The organism is Bacillus sp. SB49, from assembly GCF_000469135.2.
In the GTDB taxonomy this organism is placed as follows: Bacteria; Bacillota; Bacilli; order Bacillales; family Halobacillaceae; genus Halobacillus.
In genome coordinates this window covers 1,811,084-1,837,265 of record NZ_CP048117.1, presented here as the reverse complement: position 1 = coordinate 1,837,265, position 26,182 = coordinate 1,811,084, and the positions used below count along the sequence as shown (strand labels likewise).

At 46.0% G+C, this 26,182-nt stretch carries 24 protein-coding genes; 1 reads left to right on the top strand and 23 read right to left on the bottom strand.

Features of this window, described 5'->3' with window-relative positions; all coding sequences use genetic code 11:
* Nucleotides 1-3: 3 nt before the first annotated feature.
* The 4 genes from hflX to miaA all read right to left on the bottom strand — a co-directional run bounded on the left by hflX (nt 4) and on the right by miaA (nt 3,584).
* Complete coding sequence (gene hflX, locus M662_RS09635; protein WP_008640368.1) at nt 4-1,233, bottom strand: GTPase HflX; 1,230 nt, start codon at nt 1,231-1,233, stop codon at nt 4-6.
* Nucleotides 1,234-1,308: 75 nt separating this feature from the next.
* Nucleotides 1,309-2,250 (bottom strand): AAA family ATPase, encoded by a 942-nt coding sequence (locus M662_RS09630; RefSeq protein WP_008640369.1) that lies wholly within the window; start codon nt 2,248-2,250, stop codon nt 1,309-1,311.
* Nucleotides 2,251-2,384: 134 nt separating this feature from the next.
* Nucleotides 2,385-2,609 carry an RNA chaperone Hfq gene (gene hfq / locus M662_RS09625; protein ID WP_008640370.1) on the bottom strand — a complete coding sequence of 75 codons (225 nt, stop codon included), beginning with the start codon at nt 2,607-2,609 and terminating at the stop codon, nt 2,385-2,387.
* A gap of 45 nt (nt 2,610-2,654) precedes the next feature.
* Nucleotides 2,655-3,584 carry a tRNA (adenosine(37)-N6)-dimethylallyltransferase MiaA gene (miaA, locus tag M662_RS09620; RefSeq protein ID WP_008640372.1) on the bottom strand — a complete coding sequence of 310 codons (930 nt, stop codon included), beginning with the start codon at nt 3,582-3,584 and terminating at the stop codon, nt 2,655-2,657.
* Nucleotides 3,585-3,773: 189 nt separating this feature from the next.
* Between miaA and M662_RS09615 the strand changes: the two genes are divergently transcribed.
* Nucleotides 3,774-4,133, top strand: a complete 360-nt coding sequence (locus M662_RS09615; RefSeq protein WP_008640373.1) for a helix-turn-helix domain-containing protein — start codon at nt 3,774-3,776, stop codon at nt 4,131-4,133.
* 134 nt (nt 4,134-4,267) lie between these two features.
* On the opposite strand, the gene mutL is transcribed toward M662_RS09615, so the two are convergent.
* The 19 genes from mutL to yfmF form a co-directional block, all read right to left on the bottom strand.
* Complete coding sequence (gene mutL / locus M662_RS09610; RefSeq protein ID WP_008640092.1) at nt 4,268-6,124, bottom strand: DNA mismatch repair endonuclease MutL; 1,857 nt, start codon at nt 6,122-6,124, stop codon at nt 4,268-4,270.
* A gap of 13 nt (nt 6,125-6,137) precedes the next feature.
* On the bottom strand, nt 6,138-8,729 hold the full coding sequence (mutS, locus tag M662_RS09605; RefSeq protein WP_026577435.1) for a DNA mismatch repair protein MutS: 2,592 nt from the start codon (nt 8,727-8,729) through the stop codon (nt 6,138-6,140).
* 172 nt (nt 8,730-8,901) lie between these two features.
* Nucleotides 8,902-9,480: an outer spore coat protein CotE gene (locus M662_RS09600; protein ID WP_008640090.1), complete on the bottom strand. Its 579-nt coding sequence runs from the start codon at nt 9,478-9,480 to the stop codon at nt 8,902-8,904.
* 172 nt (nt 9,481-9,652) lie between these two features.
* Nucleotides 9,653-10,081, bottom strand: a complete 429-nt coding sequence (locus tag M662_RS09595; protein ID WP_008640089.1) for a YlbF/YmcA family competence regulator — start codon at nt 10,079-10,081, stop codon at nt 9,653-9,655.
* The gene (miaB, locus tag M662_RS09590; RefSeq protein WP_026577436.1) at nt 10,082-11,632 is read right to left on the bottom strand and encodes a tRNA (N6-isopentenyl adenosine(37)-C2)-methylthiotransferase MiaB; all 1,551 of its coding nucleotides are present in this window, start codon (nt 11,630-11,632) and stop codon (nt 10,082-10,084) included.
* 135 nt (nt 11,633-11,767) lie between these two features.
* On the bottom strand, nt 11,768-12,946 hold the full coding sequence (locus tag M662_RS09585; RefSeq protein ID WP_008640084.1) for a glycine C-acetyltransferase: 1,179 nt from the start codon (nt 12,944-12,946) through the stop codon (nt 11,768-11,770).
* Nucleotides 12,947-12,965: 19 nt separating this feature from the next.
* Nucleotides 12,966-14,006, bottom strand: coding sequence for an L-threonine 3-dehydrogenase (gene tdh / locus M662_RS09580; RefSeq protein WP_026577437.1), 1,041 nt, complete (start codon nt 14,004-14,006; stop codon nt 12,966-12,968).
* A gap of 307 nt (nt 14,007-14,313) precedes the next feature.
* Nucleotides 14,314-14,574, bottom strand: coding sequence for a stage V sporulation protein S (locus M662_RS09575; RefSeq protein WP_008640081.1), 261 nt, complete (start codon nt 14,572-14,574; stop codon nt 14,314-14,316).
* 108 nt (nt 14,575-14,682) lie between these two features.
* Nucleotides 14,683-15,480: a TIGR00282 family metallophosphoesterase gene (locus M662_RS09570; RefSeq protein ID WP_026577438.1), complete on the bottom strand. Its 798-nt coding sequence runs from the start codon at nt 15,478-15,480 to the stop codon at nt 14,683-14,685.
* 110 nt (nt 15,481-15,590) lie between these two features.
* On the bottom strand, nt 15,591-17,153 hold the full coding sequence (rny, locus tag M662_RS09565) for a ribonuclease Y (protein WP_008640080.1): 1,563 nt from the start codon (nt 17,151-17,153) through the stop codon (nt 15,591-15,593).
* 275 nt (nt 17,154-17,428) lie between these two features.
* The gene (recA, locus tag M662_RS09560) at nt 17,429-18,472 is read right to left on the bottom strand and encodes a recombinase RecA (protein ID WP_008640075.1); all 1,044 of its coding nucleotides are present in this window, start codon (nt 18,470-18,472) and stop codon (nt 17,429-17,431) included.
* Nucleotides 18,473-18,640: 168 nt separating this feature from the next.
* On the bottom strand, nt 18,641-19,885 hold the full coding sequence (locus M662_RS09555; RefSeq protein ID WP_026577439.1) for a competence/damage-inducible protein A: 1,245 nt from the start codon (nt 19,883-19,885) through the stop codon (nt 18,641-18,643).
* On the bottom strand, nt 19,882-20,460 hold the full coding sequence (gene pgsA, locus M662_RS09550; RefSeq protein WP_008640070.1) for a CDP-diacylglycerol--glycerol-3-phosphate 3-phosphatidyltransferase: 579 nt from the start codon (nt 20,458-20,460) through the stop codon (nt 19,882-19,884). Before pgsA ends, M662_RS09555 begins: the two co-directional genes overlap by 4 nt.
* Nucleotides 20,461-20,558: 98 nt before the next feature.
* Complete coding sequence (locus M662_RS09545; RefSeq protein ID WP_008640068.1) at nt 20,559-21,458, bottom strand: helix-turn-helix domain-containing protein; 900 nt, start codon at nt 21,456-21,458, stop codon at nt 20,559-20,561.
* A 19-nt stretch (nt 21,459-21,477) separates the two neighbouring features.
* Nucleotides 21,478-22,269 carry a DUF3388 domain-containing protein gene (locus tag M662_RS09540; protein ID WP_008640067.1) on the bottom strand — a complete coding sequence of 264 codons (792 nt, stop codon included), beginning with the start codon at nt 22,267-22,269 and terminating at the stop codon, nt 21,478-21,480.
* 195 nt (nt 22,270-22,464) lie between these two features.
* Complete coding sequence (locus M662_RS09535) at nt 22,465-22,725, bottom strand: DUF3243 domain-containing protein (protein ID WP_008640066.1); 261 nt, start codon at nt 22,723-22,725, stop codon at nt 22,465-22,467.
* Nucleotides 22,726-22,792: 67 nt separating this feature from the next.
* Nucleotides 22,793-23,512 carry an elongation factor P 5-aminopentanone reductase gene (gene ymfI, locus M662_RS09530; protein WP_026577440.1) on the bottom strand — a complete coding sequence of 240 codons (720 nt, stop codon included), beginning with the start codon at nt 23,510-23,512 and terminating at the stop codon, nt 22,793-22,795.
* On the bottom strand, nt 23,505-24,797 hold the full coding sequence (yfmH, locus tag M662_RS09525; protein ID WP_026577441.1) for an EF-P 5-aminopentanol modification-associated protein YfmH: 1,293 nt from the start codon (nt 24,795-24,797) through the stop codon (nt 23,505-23,507). The genes ymfI and yfmH overlap by 8 nt, the downstream gene beginning before the upstream one ends.
* 2 nt (nt 24,798-24,799) lie before the next feature.
* Complete coding sequence (yfmF, locus tag M662_RS09520) at nt 24,800-26,083, bottom strand: EF-P 5-aminopentanol modification-associated protein YfmF (RefSeq protein WP_026577442.1); 1,284 nt, start codon at nt 26,081-26,083, stop codon at nt 24,800-24,802.
* Nucleotides 26,084-26,182 lie beyond the last annotated feature (99 nt).

Below are 26,182 nucleotides of genomic sequence, written 5' to 3'. Positions count from 1 at the left end.
ACATTATAATATCTGATGTTTTAAAGGATGATCCGGATCAATGAAGCCGTGGAGCGCATACCCTTCCTGATCTTCCTTGAACAGCATGGATGTAACGATACTGGAAGAGCGGAATCGCTGCAGACGTTTTCCATCTGAAGCGGGTATAAACACATCATATTCCACCCAGTCTTCCTTCCATGTATCTTCCACTTTATGAAGCACACGCTTCAAATCGATCGGGTCGTGGACACTGACCGTCAAGGAAGGGTGGCTCGGCGGAATGAAGTCTCCAGTAAGGAGATCTTTTTTATTATATACGGTGACCATCGGCAGCCGGGAAGCCCCCAGTTCTTCCAACAGCTTTCTAACCGTTTTTTCCTGCTGGATATGATCAGGATGAGAGGCATCTACCATGTGCAGAACGAAATCCGCCTCTGTCACCTCTTCCAAGGTGGAACGGAAGGCTGCAATGAGCGTTGTTGGCAGATCCTGAATGAACCCGACTGTATCCGATAAAAGCACACGGAAACCGGATGGGAGGTTCAACTGCCTCGTCAGCGGATCGAGCGTCGCAAACAGTAGATCTTCTTCAAACGACTGGCTTTCTGTCACTCTATTGAAGAAAGTGGACTTCCCCGCATTGGTGTATCCGACAATCGCAATTTGATAGGCACGATTTTCCTTGCGGCGTTTGCGGTACTGCTCCCGTTGTCGTACGACTGTGTCAAGCCTGACTTTAATGTCGTCAATCCGGCGTTGGATATGGCGCCGATCCGTTTCCAACTTCGTTTCTCCCGGCCCACGCGTCCCGATCCCTCCACCGAGACGGGACAGAGCCGTACCTTGACCAGCGAGCCTCGGAAGCAGATATTGCAACTGAGCGAGTTCCACCTGCAACTTCCCTTCCTTCGTTCGGGCACGCCCGGCGAAAATGTCCAGAATGAGCTGGCTGCGGTCAATAACACGACGCTCCACCCGATCGGATATGTTCCTTAACTGACCAGGTGAAAGTTCATCATTGAATATAATTAACTCCGCTTCGGCAGCTTCTGCCTCCAGCTTAATTTCTTCCAATTTCCCTTGCCCCAGATAAGTAGCCGGGTGAACCCGGTCCCTGCTCTGGGTGATGATTTTACAGACTTCTCCACCTGCCGTCTCGGTCAGAGATTGAAGCTCCTGAAGGGAAGACTGAAACCGTTCTTCGTCCGCCCGCGGGTCTTTTCTTGCAACTAAAATCGCTGTCTCTTTCATGCTTTCACCTTCTTTTCTCTATCTATCCCCATCCATCATAACAAAAAGCAGGACCGAATACATGTTTCCCGTAAACTAGTCAATAAAATGAGCTGAAGCATCGAAACAAAAATCAGACGCACCTAAAGTCATCAACGTTTCCTTTTTGTAATCCGTTCCGTTGATGACACGCCACGCCTGCTTCCTGATCGCATCTTCTATCATGTTCCTGACGTAGCGGGCGTTCGAGAAATTTCTCTTTCGTTCGCGGCATACCAGCCGCAGGTGCTGGGAAAGCTTCCTTTCTGCATCGCGAGTCATTCGATAATCGCGGTCCTTGATCATTCCGGAAGCAATCATGGCAAGCTCCTCCGGTTGATAATTCTCGAAAGGCAGCTGAATAGGAAACCTGGAAGCAAGACCCGGGTTTATTGTCAGAAAATCTTCCATTTCTTCCGGATAACCGGCAAGAATGATAATTAACTTATCATGGTGATCTTCCATGCACTTGACCAACGTGTCGATCGCTTCCTTCCCAAAATCCTTTTCTCCCCCGCGCGCTAGAGAATAAGCCTCATCGATAAACAGCACCCCGCCCAGCGCTTTATGAATTAAGTCTTTCGTTTTCTGAGCCGTATGCCCGATATACTCACCGACGAGATCACTTCGATCCGCCTCAATGAAATGCCCTTTTTCGAGAACATCGATTTCATTAAAAAGAGCAGCTACCATCCTGGCCACCGTTGTTTTCCCAGTACCGGGGTTCCCTTTAAACACCATGTGGAGCACTTGGGCACTTGCCTTTAACCCTTCCGCTTCCCTTTTCTTCGCAATCAACACCTGGGCATAAATCTCCTTCACTCTCCGCTTCAGATCTTCCATGCCGATAATAGAGGCGAAATACTCATCAATTCTATGGAAGAGAGGGACGGACTTCTCCACCCTTTTCCCCTTACCAACCGGAACCGTTCTATCTTTTGATTCATGAAGGACGATATTGATCGTGCCGGGTTTCGCTGTTTTCGCTTGCGGTTGCACATGGATCCCTCCTCAATTCCCTTCATCATACGCATCGAAGGAATCCCCTGTGACAAACGCCCAGGAAAAGAAAGCGGGTACCCCGCAATTACCGGGATACCCGCTTTCTGTAACGTTCGACTTTGAAAAGGGTATTACTCTTTATCCAATGAAATGTTCTTGAGCGGAGCGAAGGTGGAAATCGCATGCTTAAAGATAAGCTGCTGCTTCCCTTCCGTCTCCAGAAGCACGGTAAAGTTATCGAACGCTTTCACTACACCTCTCAATTGGAAACCGTTGAGCAGAAAGACGGTCACCTGCATACGTTCTTTTCTTAGTTGGTTTAAATAGTTATCTTGGATATTTACTGTTTGAGCCATGGATCTTCCTCCTCTTTTCTATCTATACTAGTACGTTTCTACGTATTATCGGATCTTTCCTGCTAAATCGGCTAAAATTGTTTCAAATTTCTCTTCGTACGTCTCCGGTGATACTTCATACCAGGAAACGTCCATTTTGTTTTTAAAATAGGTGTATTGCCGTTTAGCGTAACGTCTGGAATTTCTCTTCAGAATGGCAACCGCTTCTTCCAGGGTGCCTTCTCCTTTAAGATATGGAAGGAGCTCTTTGTAGCCGATGGCTTTCATGGATTGAGAATCTTCCAGCCCGTCCTCGAAGAGAGTGCGCACTTCATCAAGAAGCCCTGATGCGATCATGGTATCTACACGTTCATCGATTCTTTGATAAAGACGGGACCTTTCCATTTCGAGTCCAATGAGGAATGGATCAAAAGGAGACTCAGATGCCTGGTTTTGTTGATATTCACTCATCGTCTTCCCTGTTGTTTCATAGAGTTCCAGACCTCTGAGCACCCGGCGCACGTTGTTCGGATGAACAGAAGCTGCATGCGTTGGATCGATTTCTTCCAACCGCTTGTACATATTTTCTTTCCCATGAGCCTCCAACTCCTGTTCGAGTCGTTCCATAACTTCCGGACTTTTCTTTTCCTCTGCAAAATTGAAATCATAAAGCGTTGCTTGTATGTACAGACCCGTCCCACCTACGAGCACAGGAAGCTTTCCACGATTAGTGATGGCATGGATTAAACCATGGACTCTCTGCTGGAATTCCGCCACGGAGAAGCTTTCCTCCGGACCTTTGATATCAATCATATGGTGCGGGATACCTTCCATCTCGTCTTTCGTCACTTTGGCGGTACCGATATCCATCGTCCGGTAAATCTGCATGGAATCACCACTGATCACCTCTCCGTCGAAACGCTTCGCAATCCGCACTCCAAGGTTCGATTTTCCGACGGCTGTCGGGCCAACCACTGATATTACTTTCGGTTTCAAGCCATTACCTCCTAAACAAAGCTGATACCTATTATACAGGAATCCCTACAGAATCATACCTCACGAGCCAAACTAACGGATTTCGTTACACAAACTAACGAGTTCCGTTAGTAATATTCAAAATATTCGTTAGTTTCACTATCGCATCTCGTTAGTATGTGTTATAGTATAGGAAAGGAGGCGACTGAATTGGTCCATGAAAGGATTCGTTCGCTTAGAAAGGAAAGACGATTAACGCAGTCGATGCTTGCTGAAAAAGTCGGTGTATCCCCACAAGTCGTATCAAATTGGGAACGCAATTATACTTCTCCTGATCTGGATGATCTGACGAAGATCGCAAACGCTCTTCATACTACCGCTGATTACCTGCTTGGCTTAAGTGATGAGCAGGAAGATGAAATGCGTGAGATCAAGCAGCTGCTCGAAACGAAAGGTTATAACAAACCCGTTTTCTTTGATAAGAGCGCCTGGTTCGGTATTCAACCGGATGATATTAAACAGATTGATAATTATTTCCGGTTCCTTCTCCAACAAAAAAATATATCCTAACCCTCCCCTACGGGAGCTTAACGAGCTAATCGACAAAATAATGACCGTAATTATATTATGTAAACAAAATAACCCCAAAAGAAACTTCTGGAATAGAAGCTTCTTTTGGGGTTATTTCTTAACAATTGAAACGATCACATAACACGTTTAAACATTTTCTCCATTTCATATTCTGAGAAAAAAACAATAATCGGCCGGCCGTGCGGACACGTAAATGGATCCGTGGAATTACGAAGATCCTCCAGCAGACGGAACATATCTTCCTGGTTCAAATAATGATTTGCTTTAATGGATCGTTTGCAGGACATTAGTATTGCCGCTTCTTCCCGAAGTTTGAGAATATCAATTCTCTCTTCGGTGATCAGCTGTTGGATCATTTCATCAATGATCTCCTCTTCAAATCCTTTCGGAAACCAGATTGGATGGCTGCGGATAATGTAACTGGTTTCTCCGAATGATTCAAAGAAAAGACCTGCTTTCTCTAATTCTTCTTTATGTTCTTCCAGGCGCAGCGACTCCTGCCTTGAAAAATCAAACGTCATCGGGACGAGGAGTTCCTGTACTTCATGCTCCACTTCCGCTAACTTATCACGAAAGAATTCATACTTGATCCGCTCCTGAGCTGCGTGCTGATCGACGATATACATACCCTCTTCATTCTGAGCCAATATATATGTCCCGTGGAGCTGACCAATCGGATACATGGTCGGCACCCTTTTCTTCGGCTGTGACTCCTCTTCTTTCATCCTCGTTAAATCGACGGAGGGGACAGTCCGTTCTTCTTTGCCGAACGGCTCTTCCATTTCTTTCAAAAGGACATCCTGCCGGGCAGTATAATTGTCCACCCGTCGTTCGACAGGTGCGTCTGCTTCAATCAGCTGGCCGATTGTTTCTTCCTGGTGCTTATGCGCTTCCTCTTTTTTCGTTTCATAAAGCTCCATAGAGGTCTGTGTGGACTTTAATTTCTCCGGTTTTTCTTTCTTTTCTTCCACCTCAGGAATAAGCGTCTGCTTTCGAAACGCCTGCCTGATCGTATCCTCAAGCAGGCCGAACAATTCTTTTTCTTTACTGAAACGAACTTCCAACTTCGACGGATGTACGTTCACATCCACAAGAATCGGATCCATATCGATGTTTAAAACGACAATAGGGCTTTTACCAATCGGAAGAAGCGTGTGATAGCCTTGAAGGACTGCTTTATTCAAGGGTATGCTTCTGATAAAACGACCGTTGATGATTGTAGACATATAGTTTCTGGATGCGCGGTAAACTTCCGGTTTAGCAATAAAGCCGGTGATTTTAAAGTCTGCATTTTCCGCTTCGATTGGTACCATTTTCCTTGCAACGTTCATCCCGTAAATGTTGGCAACCACCTGAAGGAGGTCTCCCCGGCCGTTCGTTTTAAAAATCTGCTTTTCATTATGGACGCAGAGTATCTGGACTTCTGGATGAGCGAGAGCCACCCGGTTGAGGATATCTGTGACATGCCCCAGTTCCGTATGAATCGTCTTCATATACTTCAGCCTTGCAGGCGTATTATAAAAAAGTTCATCTACCGTGATATCCGTCCCTTTTCTGGCATCACTTTTCGTTTTGGAAAGGAGCTTTCCCCCTTCAAGAGTCAGTTTCGTCCCGGCCGCGTCGCCGGTGGAAGTCTGTACCGTCAGACGGCTGACCGCCGCAATACTGGCAAGGGCCTCCCCCCGGAAGCCGAGGGTACGGACATGGAATAGATCATTTTCATCCTTGATCTTACTCGTAGCATGACGAAGGAATGCCCTCTCACAGTCCTCCTCCTCCATACCGGAACCGTCATCAGTGATCCGAATACGCTCAAGCCCTGCTTCAAGCAGTTCGACTTTAATCCATGATGCACCGGCATCAATGCTGTTTTCTATTAACTCCTTTACAACAGAGGCGGGCCGTTCAACAACTTCCCCTGCCGCTATTTTGTTGGCTAAATGGTCCGGCATAAGGCGTATACGCGCCATCTCTGTGTCCCCCTTACTTCTTCAGTTCTTTCTGAAGGCTGTATAATTCGTTCATGGCCTCCATCGGCGTCATTTCCATTAAATCAAGAGCTTTCAGCCGTTTTTCTATCACGGAGGAAGACTTCTTCTTCTCTTCCTTCTGTTTTGTCTCCTCAACAAATAGACTGAGTTGTTGTTCCTCCTCCAGACTGGCAGCTGCTTCTACAGACGAAGGCTCTTCCGTATGACTGCCGTTCTCCAGCTGGTGCAGCAGTTCTGTCGCCCGGCCGATCAAAGGCTCCGGTAGGTTTGCGAGCTTCGCTACGTGGATACCATAACTTTCATCCGCCGGTCCTTCTTTTATCTGGTGAAGGAAAATAACATTTCCCTCATATTCCTCTGCACGAACGTGTACATTCTTCAGCCGCTTCAGTGGATTCTCAAGTGATGTAAGCTCATGATAATGCGTAGAAAACAGCGTCTTCGCTTTAATATCATGGTGGATATATTCAACGATTGCCTGAGCAAGAGCCATTCCGTCGTAGGTGCTCGTCCCTCTTCCTATTTCATCAAGCAGAATCATGCTGTTTTCCGTGGCATGACTGATGGCATGATTCGCTTCCAGCATTTCCACCATGAACGTACTATGACCGGAAACAAGGTCGTCCGCCGCACCGATTCTTGTGAATATTTGATCAAAAATCGGCATCACTGCTGATGAACAAGGGACGAAACACCCCATCTGGCCCATGATAGCCGTTAAAGCAAGCTGACGCATATACGTACTTTTACCGGACATGTTAGGACCTGTGATCAACAGGACATCCGTTTCTTCGTCCATATAAATATCGTTCGGAACAAAGGTGCTGTCCTTCATCACCTGTTCCACCACCGGATGGCGCCCCTCTCTAATGTCGACGATTCGTTCTTGTCGATATGTCGGTCGTACGTATTGAGAGGATTCAGCTACCTGTGCAAAGCCCTGAAGAACATCGATTCTGCTGATTTGTTCAGCGAGTTGCTGAAGCTTCTGGACGTAAAACTTCACTTCGTCTCTTATTTTGAGGAACAGTTCATACTCGAGTTCCACACTCTTCTCCTGGGCTTCAAGTATCATTGTTTCTTTCTCTTTCAGCTCAGGAGTAATGAATCGTTCTGCATTTGTCAATGTCTGTTTCCGTTCATATTTCCCTTCAGGAAGAAACTTAAGGTTCGCTTTTGTCACTTCAATATAGTACCCGAACACCCGGTTATAACCGATCTTAAGCGACTTGATCCCGCTCTCCTTCCTCTCTCTCTGCTCCAGCTCTGCAATCCACTGCTTACCATTTTTGGAAGCATCCCGGTAGGCATCCAGCTGTTCATGGAAACCGGACCGGATGATCCCTCCCTCCTTCACTGCGATGGGAGGATCTTCTGCGATGCTTTCTTCAAGAAGATGACGGAGGTCTTTAAGTGGATCAATCTTTTCATAAAGCCTATGGATGGAACCGTGTGTAAAACGGGACAATGTTGATAAAATATCCGGAATTTTCTGCAAGGAGTTACGGAGTTGAATCAAATCTCTTGCGTTGACGTTCCCATAAGCAACTCTTCCTGCAAGACGCTCCAGATCGTACACGTTTGTTAATTCGTCGCGAAGTGTTTCTCTCTCAATAAACTGATCAAGGAAACCCTCCACCTGATCATGGCGGTCCGCAATGGCGTCAGCAGACAGAAGCGGACGTTCCATCCACTTCTTTAACATTCTCGCACCCATGGAAGTAATCGTCTTATCCACCACGGAAAGGAGGCTTCCTGCTTTCCCTTGTTTGCGGATCGTTTCCAAAAGTTCCAGGTTCCGCTTCGAATACATATCAAGCGTCATGTATTGTTTCAATTCGATGATTTGAAGAGGCTGAAGGTGATCCAGCGCCCGCTTCTGGGTATGCTGGATATAATTCAAAAGACGTCCGAATCCAAATATTAATTTTTCTTCCCTTACACCTTCTACCAGCTGTCGAAACGGCGGACTGATCGATGCATCGTCCTGATGGGATACCGTATACCCTAAGCGGTCGGAGAGTACAGACTGGTGGGCGGCATCAAAGTCGGAAGCTACGACCACTTCTTTAACGGGACGGTTGTATAACTCACTTAGTGCGGCATCGAAACCACCCGTAACGAGTGCAGCGCTGTTCTCACCGGTCGTCAAATCGTTGTAACTGACGACATAAGATCCGTCATCAAATGAACTTAGAGCAGCTACATAGTTATTTTCCTTCTCTTCCAGCATACTCCCTTCCATGACCGTCCCGGGAGTGATCAATTGAACGACTTCCCGTTTGACGACGCCTTTAGCGGCTTTCGGATCTTCCACCTGCTCACAGATGGCCACCTTGTACCCTTTCTCAACAAGCTGTTTTATGTAATTTTCAGCAGAATGATAAGGAACTCCGCACATCGGAATCCGGTCGCTGGACCCTCCATCCCTGCTCGTAAGCGTTATCTCGAGTTCCTTCGATGCCTGAATGGCATCCTCAAAGAACATTTCATAAAAATCTCCTAAACGAAAAAACAGAAAAGCATCCTGCTGATCTGCCTTGATCTTCAAATATTGCTGCATCATTGGTGTGTATTGTGCCATTGGTAAATCCTCCAAAACGTACGTAATTGTTCTCCACTCATTATAGCATAAGGCGCAATCCTCTCCTATAAACTTGTTCGTTCCCTAAAATACAATAAGAAGGGCTGCCGGATACACAACCCTTCTTCGTCCTAAAAAGAAAACCTCGCTGAGACAGCAAGGAATTCTTTCTTCAATCTTTCTTATCATGATGATGAGAACTGGATGATGATGGCAGGAAGTCCGTCTCGATCGCAGAAAAATCATCGGAGGACAAGTCATACTCGTAATCTTCTTTCTTATCACAGCCGTGTGGGTCAACCTTCACACAAAGCTTCGTTTCTCCAATGACGTCGACGATAAATTCACGCTCAACCTCGACAATGATTTTCTGTCCTTTTGGACAAATGTTTGCCTCCAGACAGTTCGGCTGCTGCACTACTTTTGCTATTACCTCAAAGTCATCATGTATACAGTTGTCATCTTTGACGGATAGTTTAACATAATCACAGTAACTGACGCGCTCAGTGACGACTTCTGTTTTTGTATTGTCGTTATAGGAATACCATACGTTAATATCGTAACTTCCTGTTACTTCTACATGTTCTCCTTTCTTCTTAGCATTGTAGATGTGATTGATGACCCAGCATCCGAGAATACTGGTCGGGCGGTGTGAGGGGCTGATGGTGTGCGTAGATTCTGTGAACTTTTTGCCTTTTCCAATGACGGCCTTTGTGATGATTTCTCGGTAATCTCTTTCGAAATAAGACATAGGGTTTTCACTCCTCCTTATTCTACCAACCATTCTATGCAGAGGTTGGGCGAATAGTTACTTGCAGGGCAAAGGTCTAAGGACGTGTTTAATTCATTCTATGCACTAGCCCATAAAATTGTACGAAAAAAAATCCGCCAGAGGGGAAAACCCTCTGACGGAAGTGTATGCATTAATGACTGCAGCCATGACTATCTTTGTTCGCTGATCCGGTTTTGCCTTCCAGTACGTCTCCGCCGGTGGATCGAATGACTTCATTCGTAACTTCCCGGGATATGGTGTTGGAGACCATTTGGAGAATATCATTGATGACGGTCTGCGAATCTTTAAACTCCGCCACCACCGGAATAGCATCCAGTTCATCCTGAAGACGATCAATTTCTCCTTCTATTTTCTGAAGGGCTTCGCTTTTTCCGTAAGCTTGGAAATTGACGGCCTGCTTCTGTAATGCTTTGATCTTTTTAATGTGAGCCTGTACTTTAAGGTTCTCATTCAACTTAGCTTCCAGCTGCTTAAAACGATCAATTTCATCTATTTCAGCCATCATTTTAGCCAATTTTTTTGCTTCGTCAACTACTTGCTGCCTTGTGTATTGTGCCATTCATTTCACCTCTACTTTTTCTGCAATCATTTCTCCGTCCAGGGACCATGTTTTGGCCTTGACGACTCTCACAGGAATGATCTGTCCAATGACCTCACGCGGTGCCCGGACATTGACAAGTTTATTACGTTTCGTATACCCGGCAAGGACCTCCGGGTTATTTTTACTTTCTCCCTCTATCAGAACGTCGACAATTTCCCCTTCATACGTCTTCATCGCCTCTGCCGACTGCTTGTTCACAATCTTGTTGAGACGTTGAAGCCTGTCTTTCTTCTCTTCCATGGATACATTGTCTTCCATCCTAGCAGCCGGCGTATTTTCCCGAGGGGAATAGATGAACGTGTAGGCTGCTTCGAACCCGACTTCCTCGACAAGGGAGAGCGTATCCCGGAACTGCTCTTCCGTTTCATTTGGAAAGCCGACAATAATATCGGTCGTAAGCGTCGCATCCGGCATAGCCGCACGTATGTTGCGAACGAGCTCCATGTAGTCTTCCCTGGAATACTTTCTCCCCATGATTTTTAGAATTTCGGTATTCCCCGACTGTACGGGCAGGTGAATATGATCGAGCATATTCCCGCCTTTAGCAAGGACTTCAATTAATCGCTCATCAAAATCCCTCGGGTGAGACGTAGTGAATCTAATACGCGGAATGTCAATCGCCCTGAGTTCATCCATCAAGTCTCCGAGTCCGTATCCCCCATCCAGATCTTTCCCATAAGCGTTCACGTTCTGACCAAGGAGAGTGATTTCCTTATACCCTTGTGCTGCAAGATGACGAACTTCCTGAATGATATCCTCCGGAAGCCTGCTCCTCTCTTTCCCACGGGTATAGGGAACAATGCAGTATGTACAGAATTTATCACATCCGTACATGATATTCACCCATGCCTTAATCCTGCCTTTACGGGAGCGGGGAAGATTTTCAATAATATCTCCCTCTTTGGACCAAACGTCGATCACCATTTCTTTGCCAAACACAGCTTCCTGGACAAGTTCAGGAAGCTTATGAATATTATGAGTCCCGAAGATTAAATCGATAAAAGGATGTTTCTTCAGAATGCGATTTACCACGGATTCTTCCTGGGACATACAGCCGCACACCCCTAGAATCAGGTTAGGGTTTTCTGTTTTAAGCGGTTTCAAATGACCGATCTCCCCGAACACTTTGTTCTCTGCATTCTCCCGAATGGCACACGTGTTAAGGAGGATGATATCTGCTTCTTTTGCGGTGTCCGTAGATTCATAGCCCATCGCTTCAAGGATACCCGCCATTACTTCTGTATCATGCTCGTTCATCTGACAGCCATAAGTACGAATTAAGTATTTCTTGCCTTTACCCGCTTCCATCATACCCTCAGGAATATGAAAATCATAGAGTACATCTGTATCTTTCCGCTTCCGGCGTTGGGCATCACGCATGTTAGGAGGCTGATATGTAGTTTCGAAATATTTCATGAAGTCTTCGCTTGTTTTTTGTTTCAATCGTTCCAGGTTACTGCTGGATGCCGGTTTGATCTGCGACATCTCTTTCTTCTGCTGTTCGTTCATAATGATCTCCTTTCGAACCGTACCTGCTCACTGTATCATTATATCAATTTTCCAAATAATATTTAAGCGTTATCCTTCGATTTAAGTAATTTTCCCAGAAAAAAACCACCATGTTTTACCATGGTGGTCTCTTCCTCATTCAATTATACCTAGCTTCTTCCCTACTTTTTCAAAAGCATCAAGCGCCTCCTGAAGCTCTTCCTGAGAATGCTCCGCAGTCACGATCGTTCGAATTCTTCCTTTCCCTCTCTGAACGGTAGGAAAAACAATTCCCTGCGCGAAGACGCCCTCTCCGAAGAGTTCATCAGAGAACTTGTGGGTCAACGCATCATCCCCTACCATCACTGGTGTGACAGGTGTTTCACTGATTCCTGTATCAAACCCGAGTTGCTGTAAGCCTTGCTTGAAGAAGGCTGTGTTATTCCACAGTTTCTCAATCAATTCCGGTTCTTCAAGAAGAACATCGATAGCTGCAGCATTAGCCGCCGTAACTGCCGGTGGATGAGACGTGCTGAACAAGAACGGGCGGCCTTTATGGATCAAGTAGTCTCGCAGCGTTTTCGTACTAGCTACATATCCGCCCAAGACACCAATCGCTTTACTTAACGTTCCTACTTGAATGTGGACACGGCCGTCCAATTTGAAATGATTGACCGTTCCTCTTCCATTATCCCCAAGCACACCACTCGCATGGGCGTCATCCACCATGACAAGCGCATCGTATTTCTCGGCAAGTTCGACGATTTCAGGAAGCGGAGCGATGTTTCCGTCCATCGAAAAGACGCCGTCCGTAACTACCAGGCGAGTGCGGTAGTTACTGCTTTGTTTCAATGCATCCTCCAACGATTCCATATCCACGTGCTTGTAGATTTTGCGGTCTGCTTTCGTCAGCCGGATTCCGTCTATGATGGAAGCGTGGTTCAATTCATCGGAGATAACGACATCATCCTTCCCGAGGATGGACGACAAGACCCCCTGGTTTGTCGTAAAACCGGATTGAAACACCAAAGCAGCTTCCGTGTGCTTAAATTCTGCAAGCTTCTTCTCGAATTCCTCGTGCATTTCGAGTGTACCTGCAATCGTACGGACAGAACCAGTGCCGACGCCGTACTTCTCATTCGCCTCATCGGCCGCACGCTTCATCTTCGGGTGGGAAGTGAGCCCGAGATAGTTATTGGAAGAAAGTTGAATGACTTCCTTACCCCTGATGGTTACCTTGGATCCTTGAGCAGACTCTAGCGGAATTAACCTCCGGAACGTTCCCTGTTCCTGCATCGCATCTAATTCTTCCTGTAAGTATTCAAAACCTTTCATCGAACATCCTCCTCCTATTTTATGGGTGTAGTACCACTTTTCCACATAACCCTTGATTCATCAAGTCGAACCCCTGCTCAAACTCTTCCAGCTTCAAATGATGGGTGATGATCGGTTTCACATCCACCTGCCCGGAATGAAGCAGTCTGGATACCTGCTGCCACGTTTCGTACATTTTTCTGCCGGTAATTCCCTGAACCTCTACCCCTTTAAAAACAACATCGTTTGTTATATCAATGCTGACTCGGTTAGTTGGGAGACTCAGAATAGATACTCTTCCGCCATTTGTCACCATTTTGAATCCTTGATCCATGGCGACAGGGTGTCCGCTCATCTCACAAACGACATCTACACCATTGCCGTCCGTCCATTCTTTCACCTTTTCTACCGGGTCGACCTTCCCCGAATCAACGACCTTCGTCGCACCCATCTTTTCGGCAAGGCCAAGTCGGTAGCCATTAAGATCAAGCGCAATCACTTGGGAAGCTCCTGCTGCTTTCGCCACTCCTACGGCCATCAACCCGATCGGCCCGCAGCCGATGACTGCTACCGTTTTTCCCGCGACCTCCCCGTTCAAAACCGTATGTACCGCATTACCCATCGGTTCTTGAATCGAAGCGATATCTACGGGCATTTCCTTCGGGTTTTTCCAAAGATTGCTTGCAGGCAGCGCTACAAATTCCGCGAAGCATCCTTGGGTATCGACTCCAATGATTTTTGTATTTTTACAGATGTGGAATTTCCCTGTCAGACACTGCGGACACTGCCCACAGACGAGATGAGTTTCAGCGCTGACGAAGTCCCCGATAGAAAAGCCGCTTACTTTACCACCAACTTCCACAATTTCACCGGAGAATTCATGACCAAACACATATGGCGGATGTACTCTGCTCGCAGACCATTCGTCCCAATTATAAATGTGAACATCGGTACCGCATATAGAGGTAGCTTTCACACGAATCAGCACTTCATCTTCGCTTATCTGAGGAATCGGCACTTCATTTAATACTGCGCCCAATCCACGTTGATGCTTTACTATAGCTTTCATCGTTCCGTTCACAGTGAACACTCCCTTACAACATAACATTTAATTAAACCTATTATAACAAGGATTATATCATGAACAAAAAAACAAACAACCCTGTTTGTCCACTGTAAAAATACAAATGACTACGTTTACAATAGAAAGGTTGTCAACACAGGGATCGTCCTGTGAATTTTTTATAAAAAAAAGACATACGCCGTGTTTGGCGTATGTCTTTCTTACTCATGAAGCGACGTTTTCATTCTACGAAAGTATTCAGTCATATGAACAATCTATCTACGATACGAAGGTGATAAGAGATTCCAACCGCATCAGGGGACCACTAGCGAGGTTCGACAATTAACTTGATTGCCGTACGTTCCTCTTCATCAATCATAATATCAGTGAAGGCCGGGATGCAGATCAAGTCCATACCGCTCGGGGCGACGAAACCTCTTGCTATCGCAACCGCCTTGACAGCCTGATTTAATGCTCCTGCTCCAATGGCCTGGATTTCAGCAGTTCCACGCTCTCTTACAACATTGGCAAGGGCCCCTGCTACTGAATTAGGTACGGATTTAGCTGATACTTTTAAGACTTCCATTACTAGCTCCTCCTTCAATCACTATAGTTGTTCCATAACTACTATATTCTTGGAGATGTAGAATATTACCTTTTCATTATGAATGAATTTGTCGCAAAATTCAAACAATCATTCAAAGAATGGATGGTCATCGTTAATAAGAATGCGCTTCACTTTCGTAGACATTCCCGTTTTCTCATCTACATCCACCAAAAAGGCGCTCAGTTGTGCTCTTCCCTTTTTCGGAACTTCGAAACGTACAGGAAGGTTTGTCAGAAATCGTTTCATGACTGCATCTCTATCCATACCCAATATCCCATCGTAAGGTCCGGTCATTCCAACATCGGAAATATACCCGGTTCCTTTTGGAAGAATACGTTCATCCGCCGTCTGAACGTGTGTATGGGTTCCAACACTTACGCTGATTCTGCCATCGACGTACCATCCCATCGCTTGTTTCTCACTAGTCGTTTCCGCATGAAAATCCAAAAAAATGATGGACGTTCTTTTTTTTGCTTCTTCTATCAATTCATCCACTTTGCGGAATGGATCGTCATTGGGAGCCATAAACGTCCGCCCCTGTAAGTTAATAACAGCGACTTCTCCTTTTGGTGTTTTTACGAAAGTTAATCCACGACCGGGAGTCCCTTCCGGAAAGTTGGCCGGTCGGACAAGGTAATCTGCTTCATCAATAAATTCGAAAATCTCTTTCTTGTCCCAGGCATGATTCCCCAGCGTAACTGCCTGCGCTCCTTTTTCAAGGAATCTCCGATAAATTTTTTCTGTAATGCCTTTCCCAGATGCTGCGTTCTCTCCGTTAACAATAGAAACGGCAGGCTGAAACTTCTGCTTCAATTTCGGAAGGTATTCATCCACCATTTCTCTTCCCGGTGAACCCACCACGTCTCCAATAAATAAAATTCTCATGTGCGAACCTACCTCTTTCTTCTAAAGCATTCCTTCTTCATTCCCTGATCCATGAACAGGGAACCTCTTAAAAACAAATGAAGCGGCCCGAAACGGCCGCTTCATCAGATTTATTTCGCATACTCCACAGAACGTGTTTCACGAATAACGGTTACTTTGATATGACCAGGATAATCGAGTTCTCCTTCGATTCGGTTTCGAATATCACGGGCCAGTCGCGTAGCTTCAAGATCATCAATTTCATCAGGGCGAACCATAATCCGAACTTCCCTACCGGCTTGGATTGCAAATGATTTCTCGACTCCTTCATAGGATTCAGAAATCTCTTCCAGTTTCTCAAGACGCTTGATATAGTTCTCGAGCGTTTCACTACGTGCGCCAGGTCTTGCTGCTGATAAAGCATCGGCAGCTGCGACAAGGACAGCAATGACGGAGGTCGGTTCTTCATCACCGTGGTGAGATGCAACAGCGTTGATCACTGTCTCATTCTCTTTATACTTCATCGCAAGTTCTTTACCGATTTCTACGTGGCTTCCTTCCACTTCGTGGTCAATTGCCTTCCCTATATCATGCAGCAATCCTGCACGACGGGCAAGCACTTCGTCTTCGCCAAGTTCTGCGGCAAGCAGACCGGACAAATAAGCAACCTCTGTAGAGTGTTTGAGTACATTCTGACCGTAACTTGTACGATACTTCAAGCGGCCAAGAATCTTGATCAGATCCGGATGCAGGCCGTGAACGCCGACTTCGAAAGTCGTCTGTTCCCCTACTTCACGAATGTAGTCATCCACTTCGCGACGGGACTTGTCCACCATTTCCTCGATACGGGCTGGGTGAATGCGCCCGTCCTGTACGAGTTTCTCAAGTGCCATCCGCGCCGTTTCACGGCGGATCGGGTCAAAACCAGAGAGAATGACAGCTTCCGGCGTATCATCAATGATCAAGTCAATGCCAGTCAATGTTTCAAGGGTACGAATGTTGCGTCCTTCCCGACCGATAATTCTTCCTTTCATCTCATCGTTCGGAAGGTTGACCACAGAAACCGTCGTTTCTGCAACGTGATCGGCAGCACAGCGTTGTAGAGCTAAAGAAAGAATGTTCTTCGCTTTCTTATCCGCTTCTTCTTTCGCTTTATTCTCCGCTTCCTTGATCATTAGTGCGGACTCATGCGACACTTCTTGCTCTACTTTCTCAAGAATCATCTGTTTCGCCTGATCTGATGTCAAACCGGATATACGTTCCAGTTCGGTTTGCTGTTCTTGAAGCATAGCTTTCACTTTGCTTTCCATTTCTTCAATTTGTTGTTGTCTCTCGGCAAGAGTCCCTTCTTTCTTGTCGAGTGAAAAATCACGCTGGTCAAGCGTCTCACTCTTACGATCAAGATTCTCTTCTTTCTGAGTTAAACGATTTTCAGTTTTCTGCAGTTCCATGCGGCGTTCGCGGATCTCGTTCTCCGCTTCCTGACGAAATTTCTGATTCTCTTCTTTTGCTTCAAGAAGAGCTTCTTTCTTAGCTGATTCTGCATTGCGGTGACCTTCATCCACAATCTGTTTCGCAAGCGCTTCAGCACTGGAAATTTTCGCCTCCGCAATCGATTTCCGAATAAGATAACCAACAACAGAACCGACGATAAGGGCAAGCAAAATGAAGATGAGCGAGGATATTAAATCCATTTTTTCACCTCCTCTTGCTATGAACTTGGTCCGTTTGTCGGCAAATACAAACGTTTCATTTTCAGTTTCGTTTAGGTAATATAAGGGTATAAAGATGAAAATGATACACATTCATTTTATGCTTGCGCATAAGGAATGTCAAGGAAACCCATCACGTATGTGCTGATATATTGAAATATTTTAAACTATCAGTATCTTTTTCACGTTTTCTTTTAGATTTTGTAAAGGTTATGTATAAAAAAGCAGTGCTTTTCTGCACTGCTTTTTTGTGCTTTTTAAACGTCAAGCGTTTCCTGACTGTCAGCTTCCGGCGCTTCAACAGAAGGTTCATCCGCATCCATTCCGTAATGATCCCGAATCAAACGTTTTACTTCATCGTAAATTTCCACGTTTTCTTTCAGGAACTGTTTGGCATTTTCACGACCTTGGCCAAGTCGCTCCTCATTATAGGAATACCAGGATCCGCTCTTTTGAATGAGATCAAGGTCTGTACCGATGTCGATCAGTTCACCTTCTCTGGATATTCCCTCTCCATACATAATATCAACTTCTGCTTGTTTAAAAGGCGGAGCCACCTTGTTCTTCACGACTTTCAGACGGGTCTTGTTACCGACCATTTCATTCCCCTGTTTCAGCGTTTCTGCACGACGAACTTCCAAACGCACGGAAGAATAGAACTTCAGCGCACGACCGCCAGGTGTTGTTTCCGGGTTACCGAACATAACGCCGACTTTTTCACGAATTTGGTTAATGAAGATCGCTGTAGTCTTCGACTTATTTATAGCTCCGGAAAGCTTACGCAGTGCTTGGGACATCAAACGGGCCTGAAGACCAACGTGTGCATCTCCCATTTCTCCTTCAATCTCAGCTTTCGGGACCAGTGCGGCTACAGAGTCGATAACAACCATATCCACCGCACCGCTTCGTACGAGCGCCTCAGCAATCTCAAGCGCCTGCTCCCCGGTGTCAGGCTGGGACAGCAGTAACTCCTCAATGTCTACCCCGAGCGCCCTTGCATACACGGGATCGAGTGCGTGCTCCGCATCGATAAACGCTGCCTGTCCGCCTTTTCTTTGTGCCTCGGCAATCGCGTGGAGCGCTACCGTCGTTTTACCGGATGATTCCGGTCCATATATTTCTATAATTCTACCTCGCGGGTATCCACCGACACCCAACGCCACATCAAGAGCCAGAGAGCCACTGGATACTGTGTTCACCCGCTGTTCTGCACTTTCTCCGAGCTTCATGATGGAACCTTTACCGAACTGCTTTTCTATTTGACGCAATGCCATATCTAATGCTTGTTTACGATCACTCATACTATACCGCCTTTCCAAAATATCTATCCCTATCATAACTTGTTTTCTTCGATTTGCCAACTAAAAAGCGAATATTTGTTCCCTTTTTTTCAAAAAGAAAAGAGGTGCAATTTATGAGTTCCCCTCTGCGAAACTTCATAAACTGCACCCACCCGCTTCCATAAAGTGCTATTTCAGCCTTTGGAAAAGCAGCTCGAAGCCTTTCTTGACTGCCCGGTGCCTCACCTGCTCGCGAGCTCCATGGAAATAAAGCTCATGCACCTCCGGCTTCCTTTCGCCTATCTGCAGACCGATGTAGACCGTCCCGGGCGCTTTCCCTTCACTTTCCTCCGGCCCTGCTACTCCTGTAAAACTGATCCCGATGTCCGTGCGGAGAATTGCCTGTGCATTCAACGCCATCACTTCGGCACACTCATGACTGATGGTTCCAAATTCTTTGATGATAAAACTCGGCACCTGCAGGACTTGTTCCTTCGCTGCCGGAGTATAGGAAACGATACCTCCCTCGCATACAGCCGATGCTCCAGGGAGGGCGACAAGGTTCTCCATAAACATGCCGCCGGTAAAGCTTTCCGCAGATCCAATCGTGTAGTTCCTGCTCTCAAGCAGTTGTTTCACTTTTTCTTCAATCGTAACAGCGTCACTGCCATAATAGTGCCCGCCGACTCTTTCTAATATTTTTTCCTTCAGGGCTTCAATACTTTGGAGCGCTTCAGCATCCGTTTCGCCGGTAGCCGTCAATCGCAGCCCGACCTCCCCTTCGCTTGCGAGAGGAGCGATAGTCGGGTTCGTCTGGGTGGATATAAGGTCGCTTAGTTCCGTTTCCAGCCTTGATTCCCCAATTCCTATAAAACGCATCATTTCTGATACGATCTGTGACTTCCATTCGAAGCGTTCCCGCAATTTCGGAAGAACTTCCTCTTCCATCAGCGCCTTCATTTCAGATGGTACTCCAGGAAGGAAGACCCATATCGTGCCTTCGTGCTCCACAATTTGGCCGGGTGCCATCCCTTTACTGTTGGTCAGCACTTCAGCCTGTTGGAATACATGGGACTGCTTCCGGTTATTCAGTGTCATAGGTCTTCCATTCCGCTCAAATACGGCAAGAATCTTCACCATGGAGGGCTCATGCTCTACGAGTTCCTGGCCAAAGATTTCCTGAGCGGCGTCTCTGGTCAAGTCATCCTCTGTAGGCCCGAGTCCGCCCGTTACAATGATGATGTCAGACCTTGCCCCCGCTGCTTTGAAGCATGTACGGACGCGGTCCATATTATCTCCGACCACTGTGTGACTATAAACCGGAAGACCGAGTGCAGCTAGTTCTTTTGAAATCCACTGAGCATTGGTGTTGGCAATTTGACCAAGCAAAAGCTCAGTCCCTACGGCAATGATTTCCGCCTTTTCCGCTCTCATTTAGAATCCCTCATCACATGCCAGTTCTTTTTGAAATAATCGTAGCCGGAATAAATCGTAATAATCAATGCTAAATAAAGCGCGATCAGCCCCATCGGAAAACCGATATAGGAGAACGGCCAATTGTGAAGCAGCAGCAAGGAGATTGCAATGATTTGAATCCATGTCTTCAATTTACCCATCTGACTTGCAGCAAGCACGCTTCCTTCTCCCGCCGCCACAAGTCGGAGTCCTGTAACTGCAAATTCGCGGCTGATGATAAGAATGACGATCCAAGCCGGAGCAAGACCGATTTCGACAAGCAGAATCAGCGCGGCACTTACGAGGAGCTTATCTGCTAAAGGATCGAGAAATTTACCGAGGTTCGTTACGAGATTGTATTTCCGTGCGATATATCCATCAATCCAGTCTGTCGTGGATGCAATGATGAACAGTACAGCACCCGCCAAATGGGATACAGGCAGCTCGTTTTCGCCGATATTCAAACTTCCCCAATTGAACGGTACGCTCATAAGGATAATAAAGATCGGGATAAGAAAAATTCTGGATAAGGTAATTTTGTTTGGTAAATTCATTTGTTCACACTCCTACATGAAATAAAGGAAAGACTGTCCCCGGTCAAACCTAGTGTTCCCGCAATCAGCGGAACACACGCGTGGACAGCCTTCCATAATTATTCTTGGTATTGAAGCAGCATTTTCTGCGTGGATTTCTCAGGGTCAGGAAATTCAATTACTTCATCGCCAATTTTCACGACGGTACCTGGTGCATTCCCTGTTTTAATATACAATTCATTCTGTCCATCAAATTCAAGAGATAAAGGCGATTCCCCTGTCGTGTACTCTTTAGGGGTAATCAAGTTTTCCCCGCCCTTCGGGGACTGTACTTCCAAGTACGCGGTTCCTTCCAATTCGATGGTTACCGACCGATCCTCCGCACCGGAGATGCTGTATACATGTTCAGGGAATCCTCCGGTACCTTCTTGCGTCAGCTCCGCGTTTAAAGCGGGTTCCTCGGCTTCGCTGTCGTCTTCTGCCGGTTGCTCTTCATCCTGAGGTGTCTCTCCTTCTTCCTGAGGCTCCTCTTCCGGAGTTTCTTCGTCCTCCTGTTCGCTGTCTGCAGGGACGCTGATTTCATTGTCCGACCCCTGTCCGTCCTCCGCCGTATCATCACTCGTACCGCCGACACTCTGAATGACGATCCAGACTACAAACGCCACTGCCACGATCAAGGCCACGGTTAAGAACGTCGGCAGGAACTTGAACGACCGGGAGCTCTTTTGAGTTGCCTCATTTCTTGCCTTCTGAACCCGACTGTATTGAATCGTCGGTTCTTCATCAAATGTAGGCAGTTCATTTTTGTGCTCTTCCATAATCATTTCCGGATCCAGCCCTACAGCAGATGCATACTCGCGTATAAAAGCACGGGTATAAAATTTCCCCGGAAGCACTTCAAATTGATTGTCCTCAATCGCCTTCAGGTATCGCTTCTGAATCTTGGTTGTATCCTGAAGGGCTTCCAAAGACAGGCTTTTTTCTTCTCGCGCCTCTTTAAGTCTCGCTCCTATTTCCATGTCTAACACCATCCAATTTCTAAAAATCGAACATGGAAAAACCATCGTTCATAGAAATACTCGGCTTTTCCACAGTTTCATACGTAATTTCTTCTTCTTCATTATTACGGAGTTCGATGATATAGTCGAAGTCATCCATTTTGTATTCCGTTTCCTGTACGAAAATATCGGGATGCTCAATAACCTTTGTTGCAGGAAGCCTCATGATTTCACGGACAAGCTGCCAGTGCTTTTCATTCGCTCTCCTTGCAGAAACGATTCCATCAATGATGTATAAATTATCTTCCCTGTACTCTTCATCAATCAGCTGATTACGAACCGTTTGCTTCAAGAGCGTACTCGAAACGAACAGCCATCGCTTATTGGCACAAACACTCGCCGCTACGACGGATTCTGTCTTCCCGACCCGAGGCATGCCACGGATCCCGATCAATTTATGACCTTCCTTCATAAATAACTCTGCCATGAAGTCAACTAAGAGTCCTAAGTCTTCTCTGTTGAAACGGAACGTCTTCCGATCATCGATGTCACTATGTATATAACGCCCATGTCTTACTGCCAGGCGGTCTCTAAGCTTTGGCTTACGGAGTTTCGTCACCTTAATCGTATCCATCGTATTCAGGATGGAACGAAGCCTTGTGATCTGCTCTTCATCTTTGCAGAGCAAGAGCATGCCACGATGGGAGTTTTCCACACCGTTAATCGTGACGATGTTAATCGCCATCATTCCCAGCAAGGATGATATGTCACCGAGAAGGCCGGGACGGTTGTATTGTATTTCATATTCTAAGTACCATTCTTTCTTCTCCATAACACAACTCCTCTGGAAAAAATGTCGTGATTTGTCAAAGCAAGTGATAACTCTTTATCTATCATAAAGGATTTTCTTGAAATAGGAAAGGATGGAACCACAGAATTGCACAAAAAAATACATCCATCAAAAATAAACTTTAGAATAAGGTAAAGTAAAAAATCCGCACAAGAGACCCTGTGCGGATTTTTCCGGTTACGCCTGGTTGCCTTCGTTTTGAACAAGCTTGACCATCATGTTAGCGATCGCATGCTGCTCCTGTTCATCTGCAACATTCCACAAATCACGAAGCACCGCTTCTTGATCGTTCTTTGCATCTACAGAATTGGCAAGGTATCCGCCGATTTCATAGGCAAGCTGAGAAACAGCACCTTCCTGCATTCCCTGGCCCTTGGCCTGATGTAGACGGTCGCCTAAGAAGTCTTTCCATGAATCGAAATTATCGATAACAGACATCACTGAAACCTCCTCATGATTTATTCATGTTTAGTATGAGAAGGTATCAGGATATTATGCATGCACTTTAGGACCAACCACCATTAACATGGAGAACCTGTCCGGTCACGTAGCTTGCGTCTGTACCGAGGAGAAAACCGATCATCCCCGCTACTTCTTCCCGCTCTCCTGCGCGCCCCATCGGAATATCTTCTTCAATGGCAAGCCGTTCTTCTCCTTGTAGATGCTCATTCATCTTCGTATTAATAAAGCCTGGTGCTACGGCATTTACTCGAACCCCGCTCGGTGCCACCTCTTTGGCTAACCCCTTTACGAAACTGTCCTGTGCACCTTTGACAGAACTGTAGGCAACTTCCATGCTCGCACCTTCCGTTCCATATATGGAAGAAACAACTACAATGTTTCCGGACTTGTTACGGATCATATACGGGAGGAGATGCCTGCTTATAAGCCAGAGCGCTTTTACATGCGTATGATATAACGTATCCAGCGCAGAGACAGTCATATCCTGAAAAAGACCGCTGTACATCGGTCCTCCGGCAAATACTAACGCATCCCACTCCTCCCCGACCTGAGAAAGAAGATGAAGAATTCCTTCCTCTTTGGATAAATCAGACTGAAATGTTCCAGCCAGATTTTCGGGAGGAACATCCTTCACCAGTTCCTTGACCTTCGCTTCATTGGAGTGATAATGGAGACCAACTGCATATCCTCTGCCGATTACAGCTGCAGCTGCTGCCGAGCCGATATCCCCGCTTGCTCCGATCACTAAACAACGTTTACGCATTTGCCTGCGGTTTCACCTGGAAGACGGATATGGCTTCTTCCTTGATCCAATTCTGAAGGTATTCATCTGCATCATCTGCTGTAAGGGATTCGATGACTGGTACGACATCAAACAAGTTCACTCCGAGCGTATCATAATGTGTGAACTGGTTCGCAATGAATTCCAAGGAGTTCAGGGCACGCATAAATTGACCGATTTTCTTCCGTTTCATTCGAAGGAAGTCTTCGTCTGAGATCCGCTCTGTTTTTAGCTCATGGAGCATTTCCTTAACGCGTGCAGCCATTTCATCCGGTTTTCGCGTGTCTCCACCGAGAATAGTAAAGCCGAAATGCTGATCAAGTTCTGTTTCAAATTGGAAGCTGTCATCAATTAAATCTTGTTGATATAGTTCTTCATAAAAAATGCCGCTTCTTGAGAAATAATAATCAAGGATCATTCCGGAAAGCAGTTCATTACGAAGCAGTTGCTGGCCGGTCAAACCGCTGACGTTCTCTTTCACTCCGACCATCGCTTTTGCTGTAGTCACAGGCATCGTAATGGAGTGTTCCTTCATAGATACTGCAGCCGGTTCTTCCGGATAGGAGCGGTTGATTTCCGGCGCGTCGGGAAATTCTTTCTTGTCCTGATTGGAACGGATCAGCTCCATCATAGCCTGAGGCTCGAAGTTTCCTGCAACAAACAGGGTCATGTTGGAAGGATGATAGAACGTTTCATAGCACGTGTACAAGTCGTCTTTGGTTATATCCTGAATACTGTCAACAGTTCCCGCGATGTCCACTTTCACCGGGTGGTTATGATAAAGGCTCTGAATCGTACCGAAAAACGCGCGCCAGTCCGGCTGGTCGTCGTACATGCGGATCTCCTGTGCAATGATGCCTTTCTCTTTTTCCACTGAAGCTTCGGAGAAGTATGGATCCTGAACGAAATCAAGAAGAATATTTACGTTCTTTTCAATTTGGCTTGTTGCTGTGAACAAGTAAGCCGTCTTCGTGAAAGATGTGAAGGCGTTAGCGGATGCTCCGAGTTTTGTAAAATCCTGAAAAACGTCGCGGTCTTCTTTTTCGAACAATTTGTGTTCAAGAAAGTGTGCGATTCCTTCCGGTACCGTAACCTCCTCTGTCTGACCGATCGGCGTAAAAGTCTGGTCGATCGATCCATAATTGGTCGTGAATATACCGAACGTTTTCGCCATCTCCGGTTTTGAGAGCAGGAAGACCTTCAGGCCATTATCCAACGTCTCCTGATATACGGTTTCGTTCAATTGTTTATATACTAATTCCTCCATGCTTATTCCCCTCCGTCTTTGCTAGTCAAGAAGTAAATCGTATCCAGTTCTATCTTGTTCGCCATTTTAATGACATCATCTTTAGTCACCTTGCGGATGTTTTCGATCAGTTCATCCGCAGGCATCTCTGCACCGGAAATCATCTGATGATAAAGGACTTCGATCAACCCGTTTGCATTGTCCATTGTCTCCTGCAGCTGGTTGATGACCTGTTCTTTCGTTTCTTCCACCTGCTGTTCAGTAAAGTCTCCTGCTTTCATCGCATCCATTTGCTCCAGGATAATCGATTTTGCCTGTTTGTAATCTTTTGGATCCACCCCGCTGAATACGAGCAGCAACCCCTTGTGGCTTTCAAATCGTGAAGCAGCATAGTATGCAAGGCTGTGTTTCTCCCGGACATTCATGAACAGCTTGGAACTCGGAAAGCCGCCGTAAATTCCATTAAAGATTTGAAGGGCGTAATAATCATCTTCCCCGAATTTCGTATACGTCCGATAGCCCAGGTGCAGTTTCCCCTGCTTCACTTCTTCCTTCTCTACAATCTCACTCACTTCCTCCACCTGTTTGGACACAGAGACTTGGTCATTATCCGAATTGTCGCTGTTTTTCCTCGTGAAGAAGCGACTTGTTAAAGACTCAACATCTTTGGAGGGAATGTCTCCGATTACATACACATCAAGCATATCACCCTTAATCATCTGCTCATAATAGGAATAAAGGGATTCCGGCGTGATATCTTTAAAATCTTCTAAGTACCCGTGTACATGGAGTGCGTAAGGCTCATCCTTGCACATATTATCCATGAGACGCAGGTTCGCATAACTCATTTTGTCATCCTTAATGGACGTAATCTTCTGCTCAAGCGTCTGTTTCTCCCGTTTGACGATATCTGTATCGAATCCATCCCCTTCTTTTTTGGGATCGAACAGGACTTCATGGAACAGCTTGAGTGCTTCTTCTAATATCGGCTCTTCGTCGTTTAAATAAGCTTCGTTCACCACTTCCATGCGAAAGCTGATGACATGGTTCTCCCCTTTTTTAGATCCATCGCTGGAAAGTGCTGTCCCGTAAAGGTTCTCAAACGCCGACTGCAGGGAACGGATATTGGGGTGATTGGAGGTCGCTTTCTGAAGCACATGTGGAAGCAGCGCACGTTCCGTGATACCTTCCCTTTTAAGCGGCGCTTTGAATTTAGCTACAATGGTGATCGTTTTATATTTCTTGCTAGGTAATATATGTAGACGGTACCCTTCTTTATCGAGTATCGTTTCTTTTGTCAATTTCATATGTGTATCCTCCTTCTTATTCTTTTATTATTATAGACGGACATGTCCATATTCATCCATTATAGCTAATGCTAAGGTATATGTGGGAAAAAGTAAAAA

Excerpts from the sequence above, each read along its gene's own strand:
- hflX (WP_008640368.1), bottom strand. The coding sequence starts at position 1,233 with ATGAAAGAGACAGCGATTTTAGTTGCAAGAAAAGACCCGCGGGCGGAC.
- hfq (WP_008640370.1), bottom strand. The coding sequence starts at position 2,609 with ATGGCTCAAACAGTAAATATCCAAGATAACTATTTAAACCAACTAAGA.
- mutL (WP_008640092.1), bottom strand. The coding sequence starts at position 6,124 with ATGGCGCGTATACGCCTTATGCCGGACCATTTAGCCAACAAAATAGCG.
- mutS (WP_026577435.1), bottom strand. The coding sequence starts at position 8,729 with ATGGCACAATACACACCAATGATGCAGCAATATTTGAAGATCAAGGCA.
- M662_RS09600 (WP_008640090.1), bottom strand. The coding sequence starts at position 9,480 with ATGTCTTATTTCGAAAGAGATTACCGAGAAATCATCACAAAGGCCGTC.
- M662_RS09595 (WP_008640089.1), bottom strand. The coding sequence starts at position 10,081 with ATGGCACAATACACAAGGCAGCAAGTAGTTGACGAAGCAAAAAAATTG.
- miaB (WP_026577436.1), bottom strand. The coding sequence starts at position 11,632 with ATGAACGAACAGCAGAAGAAAGAGATGTCGCAGATCAAACCGGCATCC.
- M662_RS09585 (WP_008640084.1), bottom strand. The coding sequence starts at position 12,946 with ATGAAAGGTTTTGAATACTTACAGGAAGAATTAGATGCGATGCAGGAA.
- M662_RS09575 (WP_008640081.1), bottom strand. The coding sequence starts at position 14,574 with ATGGAAGTCTTAAAAGTATCAGCTAAATCCGTACCTAATTCAGTAGCA.
- M662_RS09570 (WP_026577438.1), bottom strand. The coding sequence starts at position 15,480 with ATGAGAATTTTATTTATTGGAGACGTGGTGGGTTCACCGGGAAGAGAA.
- rny (WP_008640080.1), bottom strand. The coding sequence starts at position 17,153 with ATGGATTTAATATCCTCGCTCATCTTCATTTTGCTTGCCCTTATCGTC.
- recA (WP_008640075.1), bottom strand. The coding sequence starts at position 18,472 with ATGAGTGATCGTAAACAAGCATTAGATATGGCATTGCGTCAAATAGAA.
- M662_RS09555 (WP_026577439.1), bottom strand. The coding sequence starts at position 19,885 with ATGAGAGCGGAAAAGGCGGAAATCATTGCCGTAGGGACTGAGCTTTTG.
- pgsA (WP_008640070.1), bottom strand. The coding sequence starts at position 20,460 with ATGAATTTACCAAACAAAATTACCTTATCCAGAATTTTTCTTATCCCG.
- M662_RS09545 (WP_008640068.1), bottom strand. The coding sequence starts at position 21,458 with ATGGAAATAGGAGCGAGACTTAAAGAGGCGCGAGAAGAAAAAAGCCTG.
- M662_RS09540 (WP_008640067.1), bottom strand. The coding sequence starts at position 22,269 with ATGGAGAAGAAAGAATGGTACTTAGAATATGAAATACAATACAACCGT.
- M662_RS09535 (WP_008640066.1), bottom strand. The coding sequence starts at position 22,725 with ATGTCTGTTATCGATAATTTCGATTCATGGAAAGACTTCTTAGGCGAC.
- ymfI (WP_026577440.1), bottom strand. The coding sequence starts at position 23,512 with ATGCGTAAACGTTGTTTAGTGATCGGAGCAAGCGGGGATATCGGCTCG.
- yfmH (WP_026577441.1), bottom strand. The coding sequence starts at position 24,797 with ATGGAGGAATTAGTATATAAACAATTGAACGAAACCGTATATCAGGAG.
- yfmF (WP_026577442.1), bottom strand. The coding sequence starts at position 26,083 with ATGAAATTGACAAAAGAAACGATACTCGATAAAGAAGGGTACCGTCTA.